This window comes from Paenibacillus alkalitolerans, assembly GCF_016482785.1.
Lineage (GTDB): Bacteria > Bacillota > Bacilli > Paenibacillales > YIM-B00363 > Paenibacillus_AE > Paenibacillus_AE alkalitolerans.
Genome location: NZ_JAEMXM010000003.1, coordinates 286,795 through 308,381 on the forward strand (window position 1 = coordinate 286,795; position 21,587 = coordinate 308,381).

Consider the following 21,587-nt stretch of genomic DNA (forward strand, 5'->3'; position numbering starts at 1 on the left):
CGCCTCACTCTGCTAAACGGGCAGAATAACGCAATCACGGACTCTCAATATTCTTGAAGGAAATGAAGCTTCTGCGAAGATGATGAAGAAACTCGGGTACGTTCAAGAAGGTGTTCGTCGCCAGGTCGTATTATTAACGGACAATATTTAGATTTTATTTTATTTGGGCTAACTAAAGATGAATTTATTGAAAAACAAAAAGAAGATGGTTTGTTCAATTAAAATGGAATGGGCACGAAAGAACGGCTGATTAAACGGGCTCATGTAATTTTTTCGTTCGTTTCCGATGTCACAAATCAGAGCCTTACATTGTTATATGTGCAAAACGTAAAGGAGCTGAGGAAAGATGAACGACTTGACATGTATAATCATCGGAGGCGGCCATGTAGGGCTTGGGGCGCTCAAAGCAATAAAGGAAGAGAACCGGGGCATGGCGAACGGACGGCGGATTCGGTTTGTTCTGATCGACAAGCAGCCCGGTCATGTGCGCAAAATGCTGTTGTTCCGGCCGGCCGTGGGCCAGGAAGAGATTATGATTCCCTGGACGCATTATTCGTTTTCAGAAGGAGTCGAATTCGTGCAAGGTACGGTTATGTCCGTGGATAGTAGGGGAAAACAGATTCGATATGAGGATGCGCAAGGAAATGATGCCCGCATGCATTATGACCTTTTGGTCGTGGCGGTCGGCAGCATCGTTCGGCGACCGGATCCCGATCAGGGCGGCGTCGCCTTGACCGACCTGCAAACCGCGGCGGACATACGGAAGCGCTGGCGCGCCAACCTGCGGAAAGCTGTCGGCGAGACGAACCCTGTGGAACGAAAGCGACTGATGACGATAGCGGTTGCGGGAGCGGGCATCAGCGGCGTTGAGACATCCGCTGAGCTGGCACTTGAGATGCAGAAGGAAGTATCGTCACTAGGACTGAACCCGCCCGATATCTCTGTCTATTTGCTGAGTGGACAGGAACGATTGTTCCTGGAAGGACCCGAGAAAGTTGGACGAAAATTGGATCAGATACTCAGCGAATGTGGAGTGACAGTACTTTACAACCGTAAGGTGATGCGGGAGGAAGCAGGAGTGGTGATGTTCAGCAATGGCGATCGTCTGCCGGTTGGTCTATGTATATGGACGATTGGTCTGATTCCGAATCCGGCCCTTCGCACTATGGGCTTGCCACTTTCTCCTGATGGCCAAGTGCTGGTGGATGAATCTTATCGCGTCCAAGGGGCACCGGGCGTATACAGCATTGGCGACTGTGCCAGAATCGTCGATCCGAGAAACGGCAAGGCAGATCTGATGAGGTGCGCAGAAGGTGGGCTACAGGCAGATCGACTGGGGAAAATCGTGTTGGCCGATCTGGAGGGCCGCCCCGCGCCGGTTCACAAATCCCCCAGCTCGATTATGGATTTATTCTGCATCGGCCTGGGGGAAAATCGCGGATTGGTGTGGGGACGCAAATGGGGACTTAATATGATTGTAACGGGAAAGCCTGCGTGGAAATTCAGGAATCTGGCTTGGGATGCAGGCAGTAAGCTTCGATAGAAACAAGAGACCAAGATTGCAATATGTCTAACAGCCCGGAAAAGGTGGGACAGCGAATGGAGGGACTGTACGATCAATATAGAGCGCTGCTGTTCACGCTGGCTTATCAGTTGACAGGCTCTGCGGCAGACGCGGAAGATGCGGTGCAGGACGTGTTTTTTAAGGCGTGCGACGTACCTATTATCAGGGGAATTATTACTTCGAGTTTGCCCCTCTGAACGGTGAGACAAGTATAGTATTTCGTTCGGGAGACGAAACTCTGGTCGCTATGTTTATACAACTCCACCGCGGAAAGCTTGCCAGAATCTACGCCGTACGAAACCCGAATAAGCTTACCGGGTTGGGTTTAGGTAGTCGACTGCAGATTTTTCATAATGATAAGGAACCGGGAAACTAAGATAAAAGCGTTCCAAGTCCCCTTTAAGTTTGATGAACATTACATCATTGAACTCTAATGGGTACTGATAGTTATAATAAGACGGCGGTCAGGAAGTATGCATCTCCATGACTGCCGTCTGCTTTTTTGAATCGTTTTAGGGTCCGAGATCAAGTTCGACAATCTTCTGCATCTTTAGCTTTTCTTCCATGGCCTTCTCGGCGGAAACCATCACTTTCTGAATCAGGCATTCCTTCTCTCCGTTCAAGCAGCAGTTGAACAAAGAGGCGGTCCCTTCAATCGCATGAATGACATCCAGAAACGATACGTCTTTTCTTTGTGCTCCGAGCGTATACCCGCCGTTAGCCCCGGATACCGAATCGATCAATCCGGATTTCACCAGTTTGGTTAATATTTTGGATAAATAAGCAGGGGAAACCCCCTGCTTCTCCGCTAAATGTTGGACACCTACCGGTTTGTCCGGCGCTTCGGAAATCAAAAAGAGCATGGTATGGAGTGCGTAGTTGGTGGCCTTTGAGAATTTCATTTCTTCTCTCACCTCCATCATAGACTCTATATATCCATGATACAGAGGTGAACCGTTCACGGTCAAGTTGTCCAAACTTAACGGCCAGGTTGGCTAACATGCCCGGCAGATTTGCGGGGCAGCATGCTTGCTACGATCGCAAACAATATGAATAGAACACCAGCAGCTCCGAACGCCCAGGCATAGCCCTGCACCGCATAGGGTTGCGTTGCCGCCACTGCCATAAGCACTGTAAGCCCCACCGTCGGTCCCAACTCCATAGCCATGTTCATAACGCCGCCGGCTAGCCCGGCTTGATGCTGCTCAACGTTCGCCGTCGACTGTACCGCCGATCCGGACAGGACTAACGAGATCCCCGCCGCGAGAAGAATCTGACCAGGTAACAGGATGGCCGCATAAGCCGAATCGCGGCTGATCCAGGCAAGCAGCCCCAGCCCGACAGCCGTGACGAGCCCTCCCGCGGATAAGACGCGTACCACGCCGAACCGAGCGATTAACGGGGCGGAAATTTGGTTTGCCACAATCATTGTGACGGCGAAAGGCAGAAACGAAACAGCCGTTGCCAGTGACGACCATCCCCGAATCTGTTGTAGGTAGAGGGTAAGAACGTATTCGATCAGCATGGAACCCGCAGCGGCCAGGAACATGCCTATAAGCCCGGTGATCCGGCGAGGTTCTGTGATAAACCCGGGCGGAAGCAACGGGTAGCGCACCTTGCGTTCCACGATCAGGAAGACGATCAACAGCACGATGCCGACGATAAACGGTACGTATACAGTGGAGGACGACCATGTATAGTCGCCGCTCGCAATCAAACCATAACTGGTCAACGAGATACCCAATGTGACGAGCACCGCTCCAAGCGGATCGAGCCCCGGCCGGTTGGCGGAAGTCCTGTTATCGTCTGCCGGCAGCAAAGGGCGTGCCACCGCAATGGCAACGGCCGTGACCAGAACCGGAACGACGAACATCCATCGCCACGATATCCAGTTTGTAAGGATGCCCGGCAAAATGAATCCTATGATCGCCCCAAGAAATGGAACCCCACCCCAGACTGCCATCGCCTTGCCGAAATCCGCCGGATTGGGAAACAGCGTTCGCAAAACCGCCATGAGGGCAGGCGCCGTGAGCGCCGCACCAACACCTTGCGAGAAGCGCATGCTGACCAGCATTTCGAAGTTCGGGGCAATTGCTGCAAGGACGGAAGCCGCTCCGAAAATGATCAGCCCCGTTACCAGCATCTGCCGTCCGCGAAAGCGGTCCGCTAGCCGCCCGCCGAACAGCAACAAGCCGCTGAAAGGCAATCCGTAAGCGACCTGCACCAGCAGCAAGTTCGCTGAGCTCAGCGAGAACTCGCTGGCGATCTTGGGTAACGGCACAATGATAAGAGCGATCGTAAAAATCAGGGTCGCCTGCACGAACGCCAAAATGGTGAATGCAGAACGAATTTGTTGCGGCGAGTGCCTCTTGATATCGTCATTCATATTCATTCCCTCCAACTCATCTCGAAGCGGAAAATACATAACGTTCCTTCCCCGGCTGACATTGAATCATGAAGCCCTTGCGGTCACGTCGTAATCTTCGAGTACGGAAGCGAACATTCGGCATGGCAAGCACCAAGATGCCCAGAAGTTGACCAGCGTAAGCCCCTCGCTCCGTAAATCGTGGTTGAATGAGCTGACTGTCGAATGACAAATCATGGAGTTCATCTTCCTTTCCGTACTTTTTCACCGTTTTTGAAATCCAATGATCGCATACTTCATGGATATGTTAAATCTATTATTCGCCGCCACAACCACCACACTTTTTTTAAAAAGGACATAAAAGATATTTAGTGTCTTTGATTTAAGTGAGAAACATTAATTAGAGACATTGTATATCCATAATAGCTACTTAATTTCAATCCGTCAAGCCGAACAGTTGTCAATGTGTGGACCCTCCGGATTCACTCCGCCGTTCCTGGGCACCTCGACGAACTGCCGAATAGTAAGAAATGGTTTTCGAAAAAGCAGAACGATACTATTTACATCTTAAGTAGAACAATAACCCAAGGTAAAAAAGCAGGGATTATGTCGGTAATGGGAATTGCATCTGGGGCGGTATTGCATACTTTAGGAGCGGCTTTAGGTCTTTCTATTATTCTAATGAAATCAGCGATTATCTTTAATCTCATAAACTGGCTTGGCGCTGGTTTATCGGAGGGACCTTCGCAGACCGGAGGAAGCCGAAGCGGACGATGATCTGGTGCGATTTCATGTCGGCGGTCTCCGTGTTCCTCGTGCTTCTGACTGCGCCAGCATGGACCTCCTACGGGACTTAGACTGATAGGATTCGTGAACGAGTAACCTTATGTAGAAGTGACGAAGAACATTTATTTTGGCTGTTTTCTAATAGATTGTTGCTATCAACTATAAAATAAGGGCGTACCCTTATTTATTTAGGTGTACACCGATTTTAATTATAATTTGCTATTTTGTGGTGGAGCTTATTCCATTAAAGCACCTTTTCTGGAATATCGAATACATTCTAATACTTCTCAATTGCGCCCGTTTGCGAAAGATCTTGAAATGCGGCTGTCAACGCATTCATTTATAGATGGATTAAAATATTGACAAGTTTCCCGAACGGATCTCTAACGTAAAAACGCCGCACACCCCATGGTTCATTAGCTGGTCCATACTCAATTGGAATTCCTGCTTCTTTTATCCGAGCTAGTGCATTATCAAGATCATCAACTTCAATCGACAAATCAGGTACCGGTGTCCCGGAGCCACCTTCTGAAAGGAAACTAATTTGAATGTCCATTTTCTCATGCGAGCCGTAGGTTGAAATAAATTCCAGATTCATTAATTGATCAAGTCCAAGTACTTCCTCGTAGAAGTACCTTGCTTTGGTAATATCCTGTGTTTCAACATTGGCAACAATTCGTTTAACCTTCATTCTTACCACCTCCCAGTTGCTATTAATTTCTACAATCACTACAAATAACCCTTGTTAAAGGTCTTCCCAGAGTTGACCTTTCACACTATATTGGGTTACGATATAGAAACTACATAAGATCATGATATAGAGGTGAAGCGATTGAGTAAGACGGAACTGGTCAAAGGCAGTACCGAAGTCATTATCTTATCCCTATTATCCGAACATGCTATGTATGGGTACGAATTAGCTCAAAAGGTTGAAAACGAATCCGAAGGATTCCTCCGTTTTCGGGAAGGTACGTTGTACCCTGCGTTAAAAAAATTAGAAACCCAAGGATTGTTGGAAAGCTATTGGCAGGACTCCAGCGAAGGTCCGCGCCGTAAATATTATAAAATCACCAACACGGGCAAAAAAGCATTATCCGATTTAAAAAAAGAATGGAATGTGTTCCAACGGGTGATGAACAAGATCGTAGGTGTGTCCCATGGCTAAGGAAACGGAATTTACGGATTACGTAAGGTCCTTTACCCAGTCATTGCCTATTAATTCACATGAAAAAGACGAACTGCGGGAAGAATTGGAACGGCATTTGGTTGAACTGATGGCCCATTTTATAGAGCAAGGCCATTCCAAAGAGGAAGCAGTAAAACGAGCAATGGGACAATTCGGCGATCCTGAAGAGCTGCAGCCCGAATTTCAAAAAAGCCATATTCCTTCTTGGAAACAACACATGAGTAAAGAAATCCTGATTTGGCTTATTTGTTCGGTGGCAGCGTCCGTTGGCCCTAGCCTGCTCATTAACGCCCATTTTACACCACTTTTCGTGGTTGCCCCTTTAATGTTTCTTATTATTTGCGCCTTGTTGTACCACGGGGTTATCCAAAGAATACGGCACCCTATTTTATGGATCGCCATGTTTCTTCTGTTGTATGGCACTTTCACGTGGGATATGATTCAAGACCACTCGTTCAATCTCTATATGGAAGAACTCGTAACCGTTCGATTAGGCAATGAAGGATTGGCTACCCTCTCCATCTTCCATCTGTTATGGGTTGGCGTTCTCTTACGATTTCAGCATAAGGGATGGCGCGGCCCGGCACGTACCAGCTATGAGTATTGGGCAATGCTTATCATTGCAGTCTATATGGTAAGAGCCGAGTTTTTAACGAATTCGGGGGAAGGGAAAGTATTACTTCTTAACACCTTTTTGCTGTATGTTTTCTTCCAGCAAATGATCGAAAGAGAAATGGTTGTAAAGATAAAAAATAAAATGAAACATTGGCTGGTTCAAGGATGAAGGAAATATCCGCAAAGGCCTAGCTAACGGATTACGATAGTGGAGCAGCGTGCGTACGGCAGCTGCTCTATCGTTTTATTGAATACGAACGGGTAGATTACTGCAGTATCAATGTATTTTCCTCATTATCGATAAAAGCAATTTTATACAAATTCTATGTTATGCATTAATGGGATAATTATGAAAGCATGGTATTGTTTCTTGGCATCGTCTAATAAAAGACGGAGGTGAAACCAAATGAAGGTTGTAGTTACGAACTATAATGTTAAATGGGAACGCATGTTCCGAGAGGAAGCTGAAAAAATTAAAAATGTTTTTGTCTATGAGTTAATTGAAATCCACCATATTGGCAGCACATCTGTTCCTGGATTAAAAGCTAAACCTGTCATTGATATCATGCCGGTTGTAAAAGATATCGAAAAAATTGATTTGTTTAACGAACAAATGACAGGTCTTGGTTACGAATGTATGGGGGAGTTCGGGATAAAAGGAAGAAGATATTTTAGAAAAGGCGGAGATAATAGAACACATCAGGTACATGTATTTCAGGTAGATAACAAGGAAGATATTAATCGGCATTTGGCTGTAAGAGATTACCTCCGAACACATGCTGAAGAAGCAAACTTGTATGCGTATTTAAAGGAGAATCTCGCCAAACAATTCCCTAAGGATATTGTGTCGTATAATAACGGTAAGGATGCGTTTGTGAAAGAACTTGAACGAAAAGCCTTGAACTGGTATGTGAAATGAATAGTTAAGAAATGCGATGATCTTAAAGAAACAGCGAATAAACAGCAATATATATTATGTCATTCCGCTATCGAATTACAAGAGCACAACGACAGAGCACAGCGATGGAGCCAATCCATCGCTTTTCTGCATTGTTTAACAAACGGGAGAATAGTTAAACAAGGATTGAAACCTTGCTGGTGGGTTAATATGTGAAGTGTAGGAGGGAGTTTTATGTCAAACCATATATTTATTGCAACAATGAAGCCGATTGAAGATTTAAAATATGTATTTGAAAGATACAATTTTGGTATTGGTTCAGGTGAGGATTACCGTATTGGTTGTAATTTACCCTTAACATTGCCATATGTTTATGAGATTTATGGATATGAAAAACTCTCCCTTATATCTTTTTTAGAAGAATTTATGGAGTTTGGTGATGTAGTTGAGATTTATGAATACTGGGAGGGTCAAGCATTACCAGAATCGATAAATGTTCCTAAAGAAGCAAGGACAATCAACCTTTTACAACGTACATATAAGGATGAATTCGGTGAATATCAATTTGACAAAAGGAATTGGATGGAGGAGCTTGCAACTCGTACAGTGGTTTCAAATCGAAGCGTCACAACATTTGTAAAATATTAAATTCACCTCTTCAAGTAATGGGTAACGTTAGTGGAGCAGCATGCCACGGCAGCTGCTCCATCGTTTTATTGAACTATCGGGCAGATTTGCACAATAAATCCCATTTCTCTGTAACAAATGGTGGTATAGTGTTCCATGAACATTATACCAGAGAACAATCAGCATGGAATTAGTCATTCAATACAAAAATAATGTAGAAGATACGGATATCGGTAATCGCAAGTTAAAAACTAATCCAACCCAATTAATTGAAATCTCTAAAAGTAATATCCCTGAAAATGCCGTGAACATGATCAGCAAAATAACTATAGAAGAGTTTCAGGACTGACCGATTTTAGTTGGCGCAGCGCCGAACAAGAGGGGCTCCACTTCAGATGCTTGCTCAACTAACGGGGGCGATAGTTTAGGAGCAGCTTGAAGGTGGCCCCTTTTTGCTTTATTGGAGCAACGGAAAGAAAAAAATGAATAGTAAGTTTTAGATAAAATCTGGTAGAGTTGGCGTTGTGTACTATTGTGGAAGAAAGGGCGTGGTGGCGTTGATAAAAGGCGACATTACACTTGAAGGAAAACGAGTAAGGTTATTACCGGCGTCACATGAACATTTGGATGGGTTGTTCAAGGCAAGTAATCACAGCGAAATATGGAAGTACAGTCCGTCAACAATGAGTAAGCCTGAAGATTTGGTAACGACAATGTATCAGTGGATGAAGTCAAAAGAGCAGGGATTAAGGTATCCGTTCGTGATTTTTGACAAAAGTACAAGTGAGATTGTTGGCAGTACCAGTTACTTTGATATCTCACCGCAAAACAGAAAACTCGAAATAGGTGGAACTTGGTTGGACCCCAAGGTTTGGAGAACCAGGGTTAATACGGAGTGTAAGTATCTATTATTGAAATATGGCTTTGAAGAATTGAACCTCGTTCGAGTGCAATTCCGTACGGATACAAGAAATGAAAGGTCCAATCGCGCAATTCAAAGAATCGGAGCACAGTTCGAAGGAACCTTGCGGCAAGAGTTGATCATGGAAGATGGGCATATTCGGGACTCAAATGTATATAGCATTCTGGATAAAGAATGGGAAGGCGTAAAAGCCAGATTGCTTGGTTATTTGAGAAAAGAATGACTAGACGAAGGGGTCACAAACACTGTTAGATATTGTCTATTATAGTTCAATCAAGGGAGGATTTTTTTAGATTTATCAAGAATGTTATTAGTGAATCAGCTTACTTTGTTTGAGAGGAGAATAGATGGTGGAGCAAATAATAAAGAAAGCAGGACTGACCGGGATAGATGGTGTTTACATCCCTGTTTCCAATCGAAAACAGTCTGAGCATTGGTACATAGAGCATCTTGGGTTGGAGAATGGGGGAGATTATTTACTTGCGGGTAGGCAAGAAGTTTTCCTACGTGAGCGGTTAGATGAGCAGGTTTTAACCTTTCGGACCAACCAATGGCTGGATAGTGGCGAAAACTATGAAATGCCGGTAGTATGCTTTCGAACTTCCGATATTGACGCACTTTATGAGCATGCCCGCTCTAATGGTATTCGTATCGGAGAAATGATTATACATAGCTGGTTCAGAGAATTCGATTTCTATGACCCGGATGGCAACAAGCTCAAAGTATGGCAGCCGAACGAATAGCATTTGAGACTTAAAGTAAGAACGATCAAAAGGCAAAATGATAACATGAGGTCATTTTCACATGACCATTCACCTAACAGAGACGATAATTCAATAAAACAGAAGCGAGGCGGCCGCAGCAAAGATAAAGGTCGCCTCGCTCCGCTAACAGGCACCATAGTTCAATTATAAGTGTTTTCTACTCGTTGCTTGTCTGGAGTAAGTGGTAGACTGGAGTCATTAAGCTTACTATTTGATGCAACGACTGAGCAAGGAGTGCATTGTATGAATTTGTATATTTCAAATGAAACGAAGAGTATGACAAAGATTATGTTATAAACAAGATGATTGAATTTAATTTAATGCATTTTCCCAATGATCTGAAAGGCAGATATCAAGTGATAAATCTTTTTTTAAAAGATGCTGACGGTCGAACTTATGGTGGACTCATTGGTGAAATATGCTGGAATTGGTTGGAGGTACGATATATTTATGTGGACGAAGACCTTAGAAAATTAGGCTATGGAAAAAACCTTCTATTGGAAGCTGAAAAAATTGCAAAAGGAAAAAAATGCGAGTTTATAAAATTAGATACCTTGAGCTTTCAAGCATTAGATTTTTACAAAAAACAAGGTTTTGAAGTGTTTGGAACGATTCAAAATGCAGGTGGGCATACACATTATTATCTGAAAAAGGACCTTTAGAGCCTCGTTGAGAAAATAAGCTAACGGCAGTATAGTTCAGCGTGCAGTTACGCCCACGATTAAAAAATGAAATTGATTAGCGTTCAGAATGACAGAATCGGAAGGTAAAATTTGACGGGTAAAACCTCCTCCGGTAAAATCAAACACAATTTTAGGCCGAGGGAGGCGCGAGTGAAATGGGGGACATTAACGACGGGGAAAAAATGTCGGGCGCATTACCATCAGAAGAGAAATGGTTATGGCTGGCCCAGAGTATTTCTCGATTTTCCAATCCTTTGTATATCGCGCCTCCGTTCTATTTGGTCGTTGCGCTCGCAACTGCTCCGGACTTTATCCTGGGATTATTGTGGTGGGCGCTCATAGGTGCGGGGGTCTCGGCAATTCCGTTTTTGGTCGTCCGGCGGGGAGTGCGTCGCGGTCATTACTCGGACCACCATGTGAGCAAGAGGGAGCAGCGATTGATTCCGTTCTTGATTGCAGTCGGATGTATGGGCATCGTTTTGGCGATTTCGGTACTCTTGAAGGTTTCTAATGAGCTGATTGGAACGATGGCGGCCATGACCATCGCATGTGTTCTTGCTCTTGTGATCACGCACGCTGCACGTTGGAAGATCAGTTTGCACCTCATTGGCATATCCGGAGCGGTTACTTCTCTAGCTCTATTATTTGATCCGTATTTTCTTCTCCTATTTCCATTAATCGTCCTCGTGGGATGGTCGCGTTGGATGGTAAACGCCCACACCCCGCTGCAAATATGCGCAGGTTCTTTGCTTGGCATCGGTGTAACAGCCGTTGTGTACATGTTATTCGGTCTGCTCTAATGTCGAGCCTCGGAGTCTACAGTCAGCCGAGCGTAAAATTGCCGCGAAGCGTGACAACCTCCGTCAAAATCCGTTCCAGACGATCGTCTGTTCCACCGGGAAGCGGGAGGTGGGACGTGCAGGCGCGGCAGCCTTGCCGATTGCGACCAACATGACCGGAACATAACGCGGCGGGACGTTGAACGCCTCGACGAATTGACCGGCGTCGTATCCGCCCATCGGACACGAATCGAGACCTTTCGCCTTCGCCGCGAGCATGAGCTGCATTGCGGCCAGCGATGCGTTGCGAAGCGCTTCATCTCTCGGCACGGCAGGCACGTTGGCGTATGCATTTTCAATTTGACCGATGAGGGCGGACTTGACGTTCTCCGGCATCAGCCCGGCTTGCACGGCGGCTCCATAGACGGCTTCGGCGTTCAGATTAGCCTGAAGGTCTCCCAATATGGCGACGACAACCGAAGCTTCTACGACTTGCTTTTGACCATATGCGATAGGCAGCAGCTTCTCTTTGGCCGCCTGGTCGGTGATGGCGAGAAACTTCCAATGCTGAAGATTCCAGGACGACGGAGCGCCGGCCGCAATCTCCAGAAGCTCTTTGATCTCTTGTTCGCTCAGTTTGTGTGCTGCATCATAATGCTTGACGGAATGACGTTCCCGGACTACAGTGAAAAAATCGGTTTGCGTTACAGGTGGCATTTTGCAATCAGCTCCTTGGAATAATTATCCGTAAAACTTAAATTTTTATCCGACTCATCAAGCCTCGGCCTCGGCGCGGTCTGAATTGAACATTCGCGTCTCCGCTTTCTTTCTCCCCGAAAGGAGATTCGCTCCCGTCACCCCGGCAATAATCAGCACCGAACCGATGATATGGTACGGCATGATTTCTTCTCCGAGGAACATCGCTCCGGCCGCGATGGATACGACTGTAGACAAATTGCCGAACACGCTCATTTTGGAAGCTTCGATTTTAGACAAGGCGTAATTTGCCGTTAACGCCGAGACGAGTGAGGACATGACCCCAAGGTAGAGGACCGATCCGATGAAGGTGCCGCTGCCGATCGGTGTGAGAAGGCGCTCCAGCGTTCCGGCAGTCACATGAGCGGTGAGCGAAGCGGCAAGAAATGCGGCGAATGCGATTCCCAACATCAAATAGGTGATTTCCATGGGAGTATACGTTCTCAATAGTGACCGGGCCAACACGCTGTAACCGGCGATAACAAGACACGACAAGAACAACAGGAAAATTCCCTTCATGTTCGATAAATCGATGCCGCTTCCCTTCATAATAAAAATGAATACAACGCCGCTTACTGAAAGAAATATTGACAGCTTCTGCAGAACGGTTGTCGCTTCCTTCAGAAATATAAAGGCCAGCACCATCGTCAAGACCGGTGTGAAGGCGAACAGGATGCCTCCTTCGGCAGATGTTGCGTGCTGCAACCCGAACGTTTGAAGCGTGAAAAATCCGAGCGGGTACATCGTTGCCAACAGAAGCGCTTTGTACAACGGTTTGCCGCTGTAGTTCAATCGAACCCGGCCGAACATAACCGGAATCGACATAACCGCAAACGCCGCGCCGAAACGGTACATTAACGTATCGATGGGTTGGGCGTGTTCAAGCGCCAGCTTTGTAAACAAAAACGAAAATCCGATGATCGCCGCGTTCAGCACCGCACATAAATAAGCAAATTTCAGTGTTTTTGGTTGTATGACGGTTTTCCCCTCTCTTGTATCCGTTACCTGAATGGTAAAGATAAATGCCGTTGCGTACAATAGCATTTTATCGATACTGTATCGATACAGTTGGCCAGGTTTTATATAATGAGTAAAGAAGAGCGAGGGGAAGCAGCGTGAAAAAATACTTGTCCATACTTTCCGATATGGAACAAAAAATCAATGAAGGACAATACGGCTTCGGAGAAAAGCTGCCTTCCGTCCGAAACGCCGCGAAGCGCTACGGTTGCGGGGTCGGCACGATCATACGGGTATACGCGGAATTGGAGAAACGCCATGCCATATACTCGATTCCTCAAAGCGGATATTACGTAGTCGAAAAACCGGGCGGTCCGGGGGCTGAAGGCAAGGAAAGCAAGTTGATCGATTTCGCTCCGGCGTCGCCGGATATCAACGTGTTTCCGTATTTGGACTTCCAGCATTGTTTGAATAAGGCGATTGATACTTACAAGTACCAACTGTTTACCTACGGCGATTCGAATGGGCTGGACAGTCTTCGTCACACGCTCGCTTCCCATTTGGCCGGCGATCAAGTGTTTGCAAAAGCGGAACGGATTGTAATTACATCGGGAATACAGCAGGCGTTGGAGATATTGGCGAAAATGCCGTTTCCGAACGGGAAGCGGGCCATCTTGGTCGAACAGCCGAGTTACCATATTTTTTTGCGATTTCTTGAGGCGGAGGACATACCGGTATGCGGAATCGCCCGTTCGGCGGCGGGTATAGATTTGTCGGAGCTGGAGGAGAAGTTCAAAACCGGCGGAATTAAATTTTTTTACACCATGCCGCGATATCATAATCCGTTGGGGACCTCTTATAGCGCGGATGTGAGGAAAGCGATCGCCCGATTGGCCGCCAAATACGACGTATACATCGTGGAGGACGATTACATGGCCGACTTAGGCGAAGATAGGGGGTTCGATCCCATATTCGCGTACAGCAGTACCTCGCACGTCGTTTATTTGAAAAGCTTCTCGAAGATTATTTTCCCAGGGCTGCGGTTGGGCGCCGCCGTGCTGCCGGAAAGCTTACTGGAAACGTTCCGGTCATACAAAAGATATGCCGACACCTCGCTATTGTCACAAGCGGCGCTTGAAGTGTATATCAAAAACGGCATGTTCGAGCGGCACAAGCGGAAAATATGCAGTCAATACACGGCGAGGATTCGCGCCTTGAAAGAGGCGGTGCAGCGGTATAACGATGCGGGGTTGATACAAATACCGGATATCGGCTCAGGTATTTACATGCAGTTTAAGCTTCCGCAAACCGCCAACTTGGAAAGTCTTGTAAAGCGGCTTGCGGCGAGGCATGTCACTGTTATGTCCGGGAAAGGGTTTTACTTAACGGACTATCTCGACCGGGAGAAGTTTTTGCGTATCAGCATTTCACGGGCGCAGCCGGAGCAAATAGAGGAGGGGGTAAAGGCGATCGTTGAGGAGCTGAGGCGGGAGTAATCAACCCCCGATCGCAATTGCATTAAAAATGGCGATGTTTATGAATCGGTAAATGTTACGTCCATATTAAGAACAGAGTATACGGCATATCGGCAATAAACTACGCGGCAATCACTGCGATTCGTGTCCGCTAAGTAAAGAAGGCTCTCGCTTATATAAGCTTGAGCCTTCTATTTGGCATATTCATATCAAGGAAGACGATGCAAACGAGCAACTATTAGGCAAAATCAAATTATGGTTGAGCTATTCTCAATACATTCCGGTAAACGCACGGCATTCACGCGCACAGTGCAGACATATGCGTGCACAATGCTGCGATTCGGCGTCCGGGAATCTGGAGCATTCCATGCCGCACGCTTCGCAAATCACTGCGCATAAAGCAGCCGCTTGTCGGGAGAACGCGCTGCCGCGGGCCAAGAAACAAGCCGTGAAATCGCAAACTGTCGCACAATCTCTAAGCAATTGGAATTGCAATTCACGGTTGCGAACATCGTGTGATGAAAGAAGCCGCGTAATCGCGCGCTCGCAGACGGCGGTGCAATCGTTAACGGTTTGAAGCAATGGAGCAAAATCTTTCTTCATTTCAGGTGCGCCGAAAGGCGACACGGCCGATGGCGGCAGGTTTGGCGCAGCAAAAGGCGACACGGCCGACGGCAAGTTGGGCGCGCCGAAAGGCGACACAGCCGACGGCAAGTTAGGAGCTCCGAAAGGCGACACCGCCGACGGCAAGTTGGGAGCGCCGAAAGGCGACACGGCCGACGGCAAGTTAGGCGCACCGAAAGGCGATACGGCCGACGGCAAGTTAGGCGCACCGAAAGGCGACACGGCCGACGGCAAGTTAGGCGCACCGAAAGGCGACACGGCCGACGGCAAGTTAGGCGCACCGAAAGGCGATACGGCCGACGGCAAGTTAGGCGCACCGAAAGGCGACACGGCCGACGGCAAGTTAGGCGCACCGAAAGGCGACACGGCCGACGGCAAGTTAGGCGCACCGAAAGGCGACACGGCCGACGGCAAGTTAGGCGCACCGAAAGGCGATACGGCCGACGGCAAGTTAGGCGCACCGAAAGGCGACACGGCCGACGGCAAGTTAGGCGCACCGAAAGGCGACACGGCCGACGGCAAGTTAGGCGCACCGAAAGGCGATACGGCCGACGGCAAGTTAGGCGCACCGAAAGGCGACACGGCCGACGGCAAGTTAGGCGCACCGAAAGGCGACACGGCCGACGGCAAGTTAGGCGCACCGAAAGGCGACACGGCCGACGGCAAGTTAGGCGCACCGAAAGGCGACACGGCCGACGGCAAGTTAGGCGCACCGAAAGGCGACACGGCCGACGGCAAGTTAGGCGCACCGAAAGGCGATACGGCCGACGGCAAGTTAGGCGCACCGAAAGGCGATACGGCCGACGGCAAGTTAGGCGCACCGAAAGGCGACACGGCCGACGGCAAGTTAGGCGCACCGAAAGGCGACACGGCCGACGGCAAGTTAGGCGCACCGAAAGGCGATACGGCCGACGGAACATTGGGAGCGCCGAAAGGCGACACCGCCGAAGGTACGTTGGGAGCGCCGAAAGGCGACACAGCCGACGGCGTCACGTTCTGTGCGCCAAGTGGGGAAACGGAGGACGGCACGTTCCGCTCTTCAATGGAGGAATCGGCCGAGGCCGTTTTGTCGTTGTTCGCGTTAAAGTCAGACATTCGTTAAAATCTTCCTTCCATGGGTTTTTATTTACATCTTCCGATGACTCTATGCATCATATGCCCACGGCGAATGTCCCGCCCACATAATAAACGCCCAATTTTGCTCAAATCACATCTACACTTCCATCTTTCCCATGCCGCCTCCGGGCATCGCCACGATCATCGAACCGTTGTCTTCGCCGTTGCCCGGAGCCGGGGCAAGCTCCACCGCAGTGCCGAATTTCGGTTTGGCGTACGGAAGATGCGTCCTACCGCGCGCCAAGATATGCAGCGAATTCCCGGACTGCCCCTCGTACGGCTCGCCGTGGCTCCACGGCACCCATGAGCGGGCGTTGCAATAATGGCATACGTACGATCGGCGGAACCGGTCCACGGATTCGTTTCGGTACGACCGATGCAGCAGATGCGAGTGGAAGAAGAGCACGTCCCCCGGCTGCATCACAACGGGCACCGCGAAACCGTATTTGGCGGCGACACCTGACAGGTTGTTGACTGAATCGTCCATGTTGCTTGCATGCTGCGCGTTAAACAATCCTTGAATATGCCGCTCGTCCGCGTGGACGAATCCGCCGCGCGATACCGGAGGGTAGACCGGCTCGTTATGCGAACCCGGCGCCACCCACAGACACCCGTTCTCCTCGTCGGCACGATCGAGCGCCATCCAGGCGCCGATCAATGTATTCGGCTGGGTTTGAATATAGAATGCATCCTGATGCCACCCTTGTCCGCCTTTGCCCGGCGGATTGAAAAACATCATCGATTGAAGCGCCAGTATGTCCGGACCGATGAGCGACTCCAGCACGTCAAGTACGCGCGGGTGCAGCAGTGCCCATTCCGCGATGTCGTTTTGCCGGTGCGGCATGTGCAGCCGCGCGGAAGCAAGCCGTTCGATCTTCTGCCGGTCCGTCATCCAATCGAATACCGGGGACAGATGATCAAGGTCATTGATCCGTCCGTGAAAAATATCGTCCGTCCACTGCTGCATCCGTTCGGTGTCCTCTTTAGACAGAAGCCCCCTTACAACCAAAAACCCGTCTCTCCGGTAACAAGCATATTCGTCAATCGTCACCGGGTATCGTTCTCTTTGCGCTGCGGAAGCCGCCATTTCGCCATCACACCCCTGAAATTTTCTACCTCCATTCTCGGTGAACGGGGACATTTTCACAATGAACACATGCCGAAAAAAGATGGATAAATTTGATATAAAGAGAAAGCGACGACCGGTCCCGATTTAGGGATCGCGATCCGCATCCAGTGCAAAGAAGTGATTGAGCGGATAGAAGCGCCCCCAATCGTCCGGCGGGGCAAGCTCCCGGAACCGGAGGTCCCCATATTTTCGCCGGTGTTCAGTTGCCGTCATTCCCATCCAACGCCGAAACAACCGGTGGAAATAATACTCGTCCCCGAATCCGATCTCGCGCGCGATCTCTTTCACACTGTCGGACCGCTGCAGCAGCAGCTGAGCCGCCCGCTCGATTTTGCGCTTCGTCATCCATGCTTTGGGAGTGTGTCCGACATGCTGCTGGAAGGTGCGGGTAAAATGTTCGTGCGACCATCCGACATGCCGCGCCAATCGCTCGATCTCCATTTTCTCGGCCAAATGGTCTTCCATATATTTCATGGCATGATAAATTTGATGCGGCATCGCCGTTTCTTCCGTGTTCAGCGTCCCGGATTCGGCCTCGCTCTCCAGCTCCTCTAGAACCGACAAGAACAGCATTTCGCACAGAAACCGCCATCTTCCGGGTTGCGTGTGGAAATAATATAGCATCTGCTTCATCATCTGCGGCACAAGTGATTGATTGTGCAGCTGCACTATTGCGGGCGTCCCGCGGCTCAACAGCGGATACCGTTCGTGCAGCGCCTCGTTCCCTACATCGAAATGAATAAAGAGGTGTCTTGTCGGAAGTGCTGGATCGAACGCATATGTGTGAGGCTCCCCAGGGCGGGTAAGCAGCGCGCAAGGCGCATTCAACATATGTTCCATACCGTCAATGTCGTACACCGTCCCGTTCCCGATCGGAAAATAGACTAACTCGAAATCGGCAATCACTCGCGGACCGAGCCTGTGGCCGGCTTTCACGGTAATGTCTCCCGCGTGATGAAACCGTATGAATGAGCAAGCGCTCATCGGGAAGCCTCCTCCATTCAAGTATAAAAGCTATTAAGACTGGCAATCCTGTTGATAGATTACTAGAAAGGGTTGTTCGACATGAAACGTTCTCTTTTCCTTCTTCTGCAAATATTCGTAGTGGTTGCGGCGTTCGCAGGGTGGGCATTCGCCAAACCGTCGTCATCGGTTCCGGTCAACGATCTTCGGCAGCTATCCGCATTGGCGGATGAATTCATCTCTGCGGAAGAGCGGATGCTCGTCGTTACTATTAGAGGAGTAGGGGAGAGGAAAGCGGTGCTCGGGCTTGTCGGCGCGCATCCGGAACACGGCGGCGCATCTTGCGGCGAAATCGGCGGCAAATGCGTATTTGTCCTTCGTCATTCGTCGTTCGGTGCCGGCGCGTTGTCCGAGACGGAAGCTTGGATGGGACGCGCGGCATCCGTTATGGAAGAGTATATGCTGAGCGGAACTTGGAATATAAATGTGCAAGGCTGGCTGCAAGACGGGAAACTGGCTGATTCGGTATGGGAGGTTGTCGAGTCGGCAGCGAGAGCTGCGGAAACGGAGTCGTATGAGGATGCGGCAACGCGCAGTTTGAGTTACTCTTCTCCGCTCTTCCAGTCCTCGATTATAAGCGGAGAAGAACAGATCAACTTGCAGGTTGCGGCGCACCGGGTGACGGACAGCGATCGTTGGCGCGTCACACTCGGGACTCCTGCTATATTAATAGAGTACTAGGAAGAAAAGCGGGCAGGGTGAGTTGTCCAATGACATAAAACTGCAACAATGAATTCCGAATCTCTCCAGCTGTTCGATTGGCCGGAACACTCCCTATTAGGAGGTGTCCGGGCTTTTTATTGTAAAATAAACTTGACATAATGAATACAATTAATTACATTATGTATATCAAACTTAACTTAAGTAAAAAAATGTAAAGTTGGTGTAGTGATGACCTATCAAGAAAAGAAGAGCATCGTATCGTTGATCAGCGCAATAATCATTTTCGGATCTTATTGTGCGTACATGTACCCGCAGTTTCCCAAGGGGGGGCTGGAGTCGACGGAAACCTTTCGTTATTGGGGTTCCTTCGTTCTCATCTTGACTTTGGTTTCAATCGTCGCGCATATCATTATCAGTATTATTTTTAACATTGTCTTTAGGATAACGACCGGAGAAAAGGAACCGACATTTGCGGATGAACTGGATAAACTCATTGACTTGAAAGCGTTCCGAAACTCATTTTTTGTGTTTATCCTCGGCTTTCTTCTTGCCATGGGTTCGCTGGCCATCGATCAGCCGTCACAGGTGATGTTCGTGATCCTGATCGCTTCAGGATTCATTTCCGATGTGACCGGCTCCATAACGAAACTTTACCATTACAGGAAAGGAGTCTAATATGGGCAAAAATCTTGTCGGCAATCACATCCGAAAATTACGGTTCAACCATAATGAAATGACCCAACAGCAACTGGCTGACAAGGTGGGCGTAACAAGACAAACTATTGTGGCCTTGGAAAAGGGTAACTACTCCCCGTCTCTGGAACTGGCTTTCCGCATTGCTCACGCCTTCAACTTACCTTTGGAAGAGGTATTCTTTTACGGGGATAACACAAAGGAGTAAGAACTGCGATTATTTACTTGTACTGACTATGAATTTATGAGATGAAGGAGACAAACAAATGAATTTTTCTATCCAAAAGAGCGCATTCATTGTGGGAGTACTGTTTATACTTGCAGCCGTTACGTCGATTATAGGCGGTCTTATTTTATACAAACCCATCCTTGGTCCCGATTACTTAATTAACGGTTCCGAACACGCCAACCAGGTGATACTGGGAGCGCTTATGGAGTTAATTCTTGTCGTTTCAGCGGTTGGTACTGCAACTACAATGTTTCCAATTTTAAGAAAGTATAATGAAACAATAGCTCTTTGGCATGTTTGCTTTAGGTTTCTTGAAGCGATTATTATTACGGTTGGTGTAATCAGCGTACTGTCCCTAGTGACCTTAAGCCGGGAATTTGTAGCAGCGGGAGCCGTGGATACCGCTTCATTTCAAGCTTCAGGCACTTCGTTGAAAGCACTGCATGACTGGACATTTTTGCTTGGCCCCAATTTCATGCTGGGTATCAATACGATGATGTACAGTTACATATTTTATAAATCCAAGCTCGTACCCAGGTTTATACCCATCTTGGGTATGACAGGGTCAGCATTTATTTTTCTCTGTGCCTTGTTGGTAATGTTCGGTGTAATTGAACAAGTTTCTGTTTGGGGTGCTATTTTGGCGCTGCCAATATTCGCTAATGAAATGATCCTTGCAGTATGGCTCATAATTAAAGGCTTCAACCTAACTGCAGTCAATTACAACATACATCAGGAATTTCCTAAGTCGGATTTCAACAAGTCCCTTTAGTTGCAATACCAATAAGCTTTTGACAAGAGGAATCCTTCTTGGTCATGGCAGCCCTTTCGCTCAACGGGTACGATAGTTAAGGAGTTGGAGAAGAGATCACTTATAGTTTTCAATCAAGTCGCTCATGAAATCGATTGCTTCCTTCTCGTCTTTGCCTTTCGTTCTGATAGTGACAGCCGTGCCCTTGCGGATCGGAAGCAGCATCATGCCAAGTAAGCTCTTTACGTCAATAATGTTAAGACTATCGTCACCTTTATGAAATTCGAGCGTGATGTCGGATGTGAATTGATTGGCTTGCTGAGAAATCGCCTTCAAATCATTAAGCTGAAATTCATATGTAATAGTTAAATGATGGACCCTCATGTTGTACTATTCTCCCCCTATCGAGACTATATCAATATATTATTCCGTTCCGCCGATCATGACCATATATGAGGATAAGTAAGTTCACAATTGAGCATACATCGAAGACGTTCAGGCTGCTGGCGCCGGATATTTGCCACTGTTCGTTAGAGGTATGTCAGTTATCGTACCATTTTTCGCCCCACTGGAACATGAAATCAAACATTGGAACCAATGATTTACCTTTATCAGTAAGGGTATATTCGACTTTTGGCGGCATGACATTATATTGTTCTCTATGGATAATTCCATCTCCCTCCAATTCCTTTAACTGTTGGCTAAGTGTTTTATGTGCGATTGGCGGTAAGAATCCCTTAATTTTTCCATATCTGACCACTTCTTCTTTTGCTATTAAAAATAATATAGCCCATTTCCACTTTCCACCAATCACAGACATGGTGTAAAAAATGGGACAGTTAACTTGTTCGTTATTACAATTATCCATAATTCGCTCCTTTACTAACTTTTTGTTTAGAATATAACAAATATGTGCGTACTATATAATTTTACAACAAAAAGTTATACTCTGCTTAACATCATGAAGGACTACGAAAAATGT

Annotated in this window: 26 protein-coding genes and 3 pseudogenes; 18 read left to right on the forward strand and 11 right to left on the reverse strand. The window is 47.8% G+C overall.

Annotation, left to right across the window (positions count from 1 at the left end):
* Nucleotides 1-346 precede the first annotated feature (346 nt).
* Nucleotides 347-1,543, forward strand: coding sequence for an NAD(P)/FAD-dependent oxidoreductase (locus JET16_RS08055; protein ID WP_199615285.1), 1,197 nt, complete (start codon nt 347-349; stop codon nt 1,541-1,543).
* Between the two features lie 56 nt (nt 1,544-1,599).
* Nucleotides 1,600-1,722, forward strand: a pseudogene (locus JET16_RS08060) (sigma factor); the annotation flags it as partial.
* A gap of 354 nt (nt 1,723-2,076) precedes the next feature.
* On the opposite strand, the gene JET16_RS08065 reads toward JET16_RS08060, so the two are convergent.
* The 3 genes from JET16_RS08065 to JET16_RS08075 form a co-directional block, all read right to left on the reverse strand.
* Nucleotides 2,077-2,466 carry an Rrf2 family transcriptional regulator gene (locus tag JET16_RS08065; protein ID WP_199615286.1) on the reverse strand — a complete coding sequence of 130 codons (390 nt, stop codon included), beginning with the start codon at nt 2,464-2,466 and terminating at the stop codon, nt 2,077-2,079.
* A gap of 77 nt (nt 2,467-2,543) precedes the next feature.
* A complete protein-coding gene (locus JET16_RS08070) occupies nt 2,544-3,989 on the reverse strand; it encodes an MFS transporter (protein WP_325176638.1) in 1,446 nt (481 codons plus the stop codon).
* A 27-nt stretch (nt 3,990-4,016) separates the two neighbouring features.
* A complete protein-coding gene (locus tag JET16_RS08075; protein ID WP_407673109.1) occupies nt 4,017-4,175 on the reverse strand; it encodes a thioredoxin domain-containing protein in 159 nt (52 codons plus the stop codon).
* A 219-nt stretch (nt 4,176-4,394) separates the two neighbouring features.
* On the opposite strand from JET16_RS08075, the pseudogene JET16_RS30530 reads away from it, so the two are divergent.
* Nucleotides 4,395-4,643, forward strand: a pseudogene (locus tag JET16_RS30530) (LysE family translocator); the annotation flags it as partial.
* A gap of 412 nt (nt 4,644-5,055) precedes the next feature.
* On the opposite strand, the gene JET16_RS08085 reads toward JET16_RS30530, so the two are convergent.
* A complete protein-coding gene (locus JET16_RS08085) occupies nt 5,056-5,406 on the reverse strand; it encodes a VOC family protein (RefSeq protein ID WP_199615289.1) in 351 nt (116 codons plus the stop codon).
* Between the two features lie 141 nt (nt 5,407-5,547).
* On the opposite strand from JET16_RS08085, the gene JET16_RS08090 reads away from it, so the two are divergent.
* The 9 genes and pseudogenes from JET16_RS08090 to JET16_RS08130 all read left to right on the forward strand — a co-directional run bounded on the left by JET16_RS08090 (nt 5,548) and on the right by JET16_RS08130 (nt 11,210).
* Complete coding sequence (locus tag JET16_RS08090) at nt 5,548-5,880, forward strand: PadR family transcriptional regulator (protein ID WP_199615290.1); 333 nt, start codon at nt 5,548-5,550, stop codon at nt 5,878-5,880.
* Complete coding sequence (locus JET16_RS08095; protein ID WP_199615291.1) at nt 5,873-6,685, forward strand: permease prefix domain 1-containing protein; 813 nt, start codon at nt 5,873-5,875, stop codon at nt 6,683-6,685. Before JET16_RS08090 ends, JET16_RS08095 begins: the two co-directional genes overlap by 8 nt.
* Before the next feature lie 237 nt (nt 6,686-6,922).
* Complete coding sequence (locus JET16_RS08100; RefSeq protein ID WP_199615292.1) at nt 6,923-7,435, forward strand: GrpB family protein; 513 nt, start codon at nt 6,923-6,925, stop codon at nt 7,433-7,435.
* Between the two features lie 213 nt (nt 7,436-7,648).
* A complete protein-coding gene (locus JET16_RS08105) occupies nt 7,649-8,062 on the forward strand; it encodes a hypothetical protein (protein ID WP_199615293.1) in 414 nt (137 codons plus the stop codon).
* Nucleotides 8,063-8,225: 163 nt separating this feature from the next.
* Nucleotides 8,226-8,390 carry a hypothetical protein gene (locus JET16_RS08110; protein ID WP_199615294.1) on the forward strand — a complete coding sequence of 55 codons (165 nt, stop codon included), beginning with the start codon at nt 8,226-8,228 and terminating at the stop codon, nt 8,388-8,390.
* A 199-nt stretch (nt 8,391-8,589) separates the two neighbouring features.
* A complete protein-coding gene (locus tag JET16_RS08115) occupies nt 8,590-9,186 on the forward strand; it encodes a GNAT family N-acetyltransferase (RefSeq protein WP_325176639.1) in 597 nt (198 codons plus the stop codon).
* Between the two features lie 124 nt (nt 9,187-9,310).
* Entirely contained in the window at nt 9,311-9,706 is a 396-nt protein-coding gene (locus tag JET16_RS08120) for a VOC family protein (protein WP_199615295.1), read from the forward strand.
* 264 nt (nt 9,707-9,970) lie between these two features.
* Nucleotides 9,971-10,389, forward strand: a pseudogene (locus JET16_RS08125) (GNAT family N-acetyltransferase).
* Nucleotides 10,390-10,565: 176 nt separating this feature from the next.
* Nucleotides 10,566-11,210 carry a phosphatase PAP2 family protein gene (locus JET16_RS08130; protein WP_199615297.1) on the forward strand — a complete coding sequence of 215 codons (645 nt, stop codon included), beginning with the start codon at nt 10,566-10,568 and terminating at the stop codon, nt 11,208-11,210.
* A 63-nt stretch (nt 11,211-11,273) separates the two neighbouring features.
* Here the strand turns inward: JET16_RS08130 and JET16_RS08135 are convergent, their stop codons facing one another.
* Nucleotides 11,274-11,906, reverse strand: a complete 633-nt coding sequence (locus tag JET16_RS08135) for a nitroreductase family protein (RefSeq protein ID WP_199615298.1) — start codon at nt 11,904-11,906, stop codon at nt 11,274-11,276.
* 57 nt (nt 11,907-11,963) lie between these two features.
* Nucleotides 11,964-12,920, reverse strand: a complete 957-nt coding sequence (locus JET16_RS08140; protein ID WP_325176647.1) for a DMT family transporter — start codon at nt 12,918-12,920, stop codon at nt 11,964-11,966.
* A gap of 140 nt (nt 12,921-13,060) precedes the next feature.
* Here JET16_RS08140 and JET16_RS08145 point away from each other — a divergent pair, with 140 nt between their 5' ends.
* Nucleotides 13,061-14,398, forward strand: a complete 1,338-nt coding sequence (locus JET16_RS08145; RefSeq protein WP_199615300.1) for an aminotransferase-like domain-containing protein — start codon at nt 13,061-13,063, stop codon at nt 14,396-14,398.
* A gap of 249 nt (nt 14,399-14,647) precedes the next feature.
* Here the strand turns inward: JET16_RS08145 and JET16_RS08150 are convergent, their stop codons facing one another.
* On the reverse strand, nt 14,648-15,091 hold the full coding sequence (locus JET16_RS08150; protein WP_233531231.1) for a four-helix bundle copper-binding protein: 444 nt from the start codon (nt 15,089-15,091) through the stop codon (nt 14,648-14,650).
* Here JET16_RS08150 and JET16_RS08155 point away from each other — a divergent pair.
* A complete protein-coding gene (locus JET16_RS08155) occupies nt 15,057-16,103 on the forward strand; it encodes a hypothetical protein (RefSeq protein ID WP_199615301.1) in 1,047 nt (348 codons plus the stop codon). The two genes, JET16_RS08150 and JET16_RS08155, sit on opposite strands and share 35 nt — an antisense overlap.
* 111 nt (nt 16,104-16,214) lie before the next feature.
* Here the strand turns inward: JET16_RS08155 and JET16_RS08160 are convergent, their stop codons facing one another.
* Together JET16_RS08160 and JET16_RS08165 are read right to left on the reverse strand one after the other, a co-directional pair.
* Entirely contained in the window at nt 16,215-17,204 is a 990-nt protein-coding gene (locus JET16_RS08160; RefSeq protein ID WP_199615302.1) for a phytanoyl-CoA dioxygenase family protein, read from the reverse strand.
* Between the two features lie 126 nt (nt 17,205-17,330).
* Nucleotides 17,331-18,230 carry an AraC family transcriptional regulator gene (locus JET16_RS08165; RefSeq protein ID WP_199615303.1) on the reverse strand — a complete coding sequence of 300 codons (900 nt, stop codon included), beginning with the start codon at nt 18,228-18,230 and terminating at the stop codon, nt 17,331-17,333.
* Between the two features lie 81 nt (nt 18,231-18,311).
* Here JET16_RS08165 and JET16_RS08170 point away from each other — a divergent pair, with 81 nt between their 5' ends.
* From JET16_RS08170 to JET16_RS08185, 4 genes are all read left to right on the forward strand, one after another.
* Nucleotides 18,312-18,950: a YwmB family TATA-box binding protein gene (locus tag JET16_RS08170; protein ID WP_199615304.1), complete on the forward strand. Its 639-nt coding sequence runs from the start codon at nt 18,312-18,314 to the stop codon at nt 18,948-18,950.
* Nucleotides 18,951-19,160: 210 nt separating this feature from the next.
* A complete protein-coding gene (locus JET16_RS08175; RefSeq protein ID WP_199615305.1) occupies nt 19,161-19,607 on the forward strand; it encodes a hypothetical protein in 447 nt (148 codons plus the stop codon).
* A gap of 1 nt (nt 19,608) precedes the next feature.
* A complete protein-coding gene (locus JET16_RS08180) occupies nt 19,609-19,833 on the forward strand; it encodes a helix-turn-helix transcriptional regulator (protein ID WP_199615306.1) in 225 nt (74 codons plus the stop codon).
* A 58-nt stretch (nt 19,834-19,891) separates the two neighbouring features.
* Entirely contained in the window at nt 19,892-20,626 is a 735-nt protein-coding gene (locus tag JET16_RS08185; protein ID WP_199615307.1) for a DUF4386 domain-containing protein, read from the forward strand.
* A gap of 96 nt (nt 20,627-20,722) precedes the next feature.
* On the opposite strand, the gene JET16_RS08190 is transcribed toward JET16_RS08185, so the two are convergent.
* Both JET16_RS08190 and JET16_RS08195 read right to left on the reverse strand, forming a co-directional pair.
* Nucleotides 20,723-20,989 carry an HPr family phosphocarrier protein gene (locus tag JET16_RS08190; RefSeq protein ID WP_199615308.1) on the reverse strand — a complete coding sequence of 89 codons (267 nt, stop codon included), beginning with the start codon at nt 20,987-20,989 and terminating at the stop codon, nt 20,723-20,725.
* A gap of 157 nt (nt 20,990-21,146) precedes the next feature.
* The gene (locus tag JET16_RS08195; protein WP_199615309.1) at nt 21,147-21,473 is read right to left on the reverse strand and encodes a winged helix-turn-helix transcriptional regulator; all 327 of its coding nucleotides are present in this window, start codon (nt 21,471-21,473) and stop codon (nt 21,147-21,149) included.
* Nucleotides 21,474-21,587: the final 114 nt, after the last annotated feature.

Bases quoted from the DNA above. Each gene is read 5' to 3' on its own strand.
- JET16_RS08055 (WP_199615285.1), top strand. From the start codon at position 347: ATGAACGACTTGACATGTATAATCATCGGAGGCGGCCATGTAGGGCTT.
- JET16_RS08065 (WP_199615286.1), bottom strand. From the start codon at position 2,466: ATGAAATTCTCAAAGGCCACCAACTACGCACTCCATACCATGCTCTTT.
- JET16_RS08070 (WP_325176638.1), bottom strand. From the start codon at position 3,989: ATGTATTTTCCGCTTCGAGATGAGTTGGAGGGAATGAATATGAATGAC.
- JET16_RS08075 (WP_407673109.1), bottom strand. From the start codon at position 4,175: ATGAACTCCATGATTTGTCATTCGACAGTCAGCTCATTCAACCACGAT.
- JET16_RS08085 (WP_199615289.1), bottom strand. From the start codon at position 5,406: ATGAAGGTTAAACGAATTGTTGCCAATGTTGAAACACAGGATATTACC.
- JET16_RS08095 (WP_199615291.1), top strand. From the start codon at position 5,873: ATGGCTAAGGAAACGGAATTTACGGATTACGTAAGGTCCTTTACCCAG.
- JET16_RS08100 (WP_199615292.1), top strand. From the start codon at position 6,923: ATGAAGGTTGTAGTTACGAACTATAATGTTAAATGGGAACGCATGTTC.
- JET16_RS08105 (WP_199615293.1), top strand. From the start codon at position 7,649: ATGTCAAACCATATATTTATTGCAACAATGAAGCCGATTGAAGATTTA.
- JET16_RS08110 (WP_199615294.1), top strand. From the start codon at position 8,226: ATGGAATTAGTCATTCAATACAAAAATAATGTAGAAGATACGGATATC.
- JET16_RS08120 (WP_199615295.1), top strand. From the start codon at position 9,311: ATGGTGGAGCAAATAATAAAGAAAGCAGGACTGACCGGGATAGATGGT.
- JET16_RS08130 (WP_199615297.1), top strand. From the start codon at position 10,566: ATGGGGGACATTAACGACGGGGAAAAAATGTCGGGCGCATTACCATCA.
- JET16_RS08135 (WP_199615298.1), bottom strand. From the start codon at position 11,906: ATGCCACCTGTAACGCAAACCGATTTTTTCACTGTAGTCCGGGAACGT.
- JET16_RS08160 (WP_199615302.1), bottom strand. From the start codon at position 17,204: ATGGCGGCTTCCGCAGCGCAAAGAGAACGATACCCGGTGACGATTGAC.
- JET16_RS08165 (WP_199615303.1), bottom strand. From the start codon at position 18,230: ATGAGCGCTTGCTCATTCATACGGTTTCATCACGCGGGAGACATTACC.
- JET16_RS08170 (WP_199615304.1), top strand. From the start codon at position 18,312: ATGAAACGTTCTCTTTTCCTTCTTCTGCAAATATTCGTAGTGGTTGCG.
- JET16_RS08175 (WP_199615305.1), top strand. From the start codon at position 19,161: ATGACCTATCAAGAAAAGAAGAGCATCGTATCGTTGATCAGCGCAATA.
- JET16_RS08180 (WP_199615306.1), top strand. From the start codon at position 19,609: ATGGGCAAAAATCTTGTCGGCAATCACATCCGAAAATTACGGTTCAAC.
- JET16_RS08185 (WP_199615307.1), top strand. From the start codon at position 19,892: ATGAATTTTTCTATCCAAAAGAGCGCATTCATTGTGGGAGTACTGTTT.
- JET16_RS08190 (WP_199615308.1), bottom strand. From the start codon at position 20,989: ATGAGGGTCCATCATTTAACTATTACATATGAATTTCAGCTTAATGAT.
- JET16_RS08195 (WP_199615309.1), bottom strand. From the start codon at position 21,473: ATGGATAATTGTAATAACGAACAAGTTAACTGTCCCATTTTTTACACC.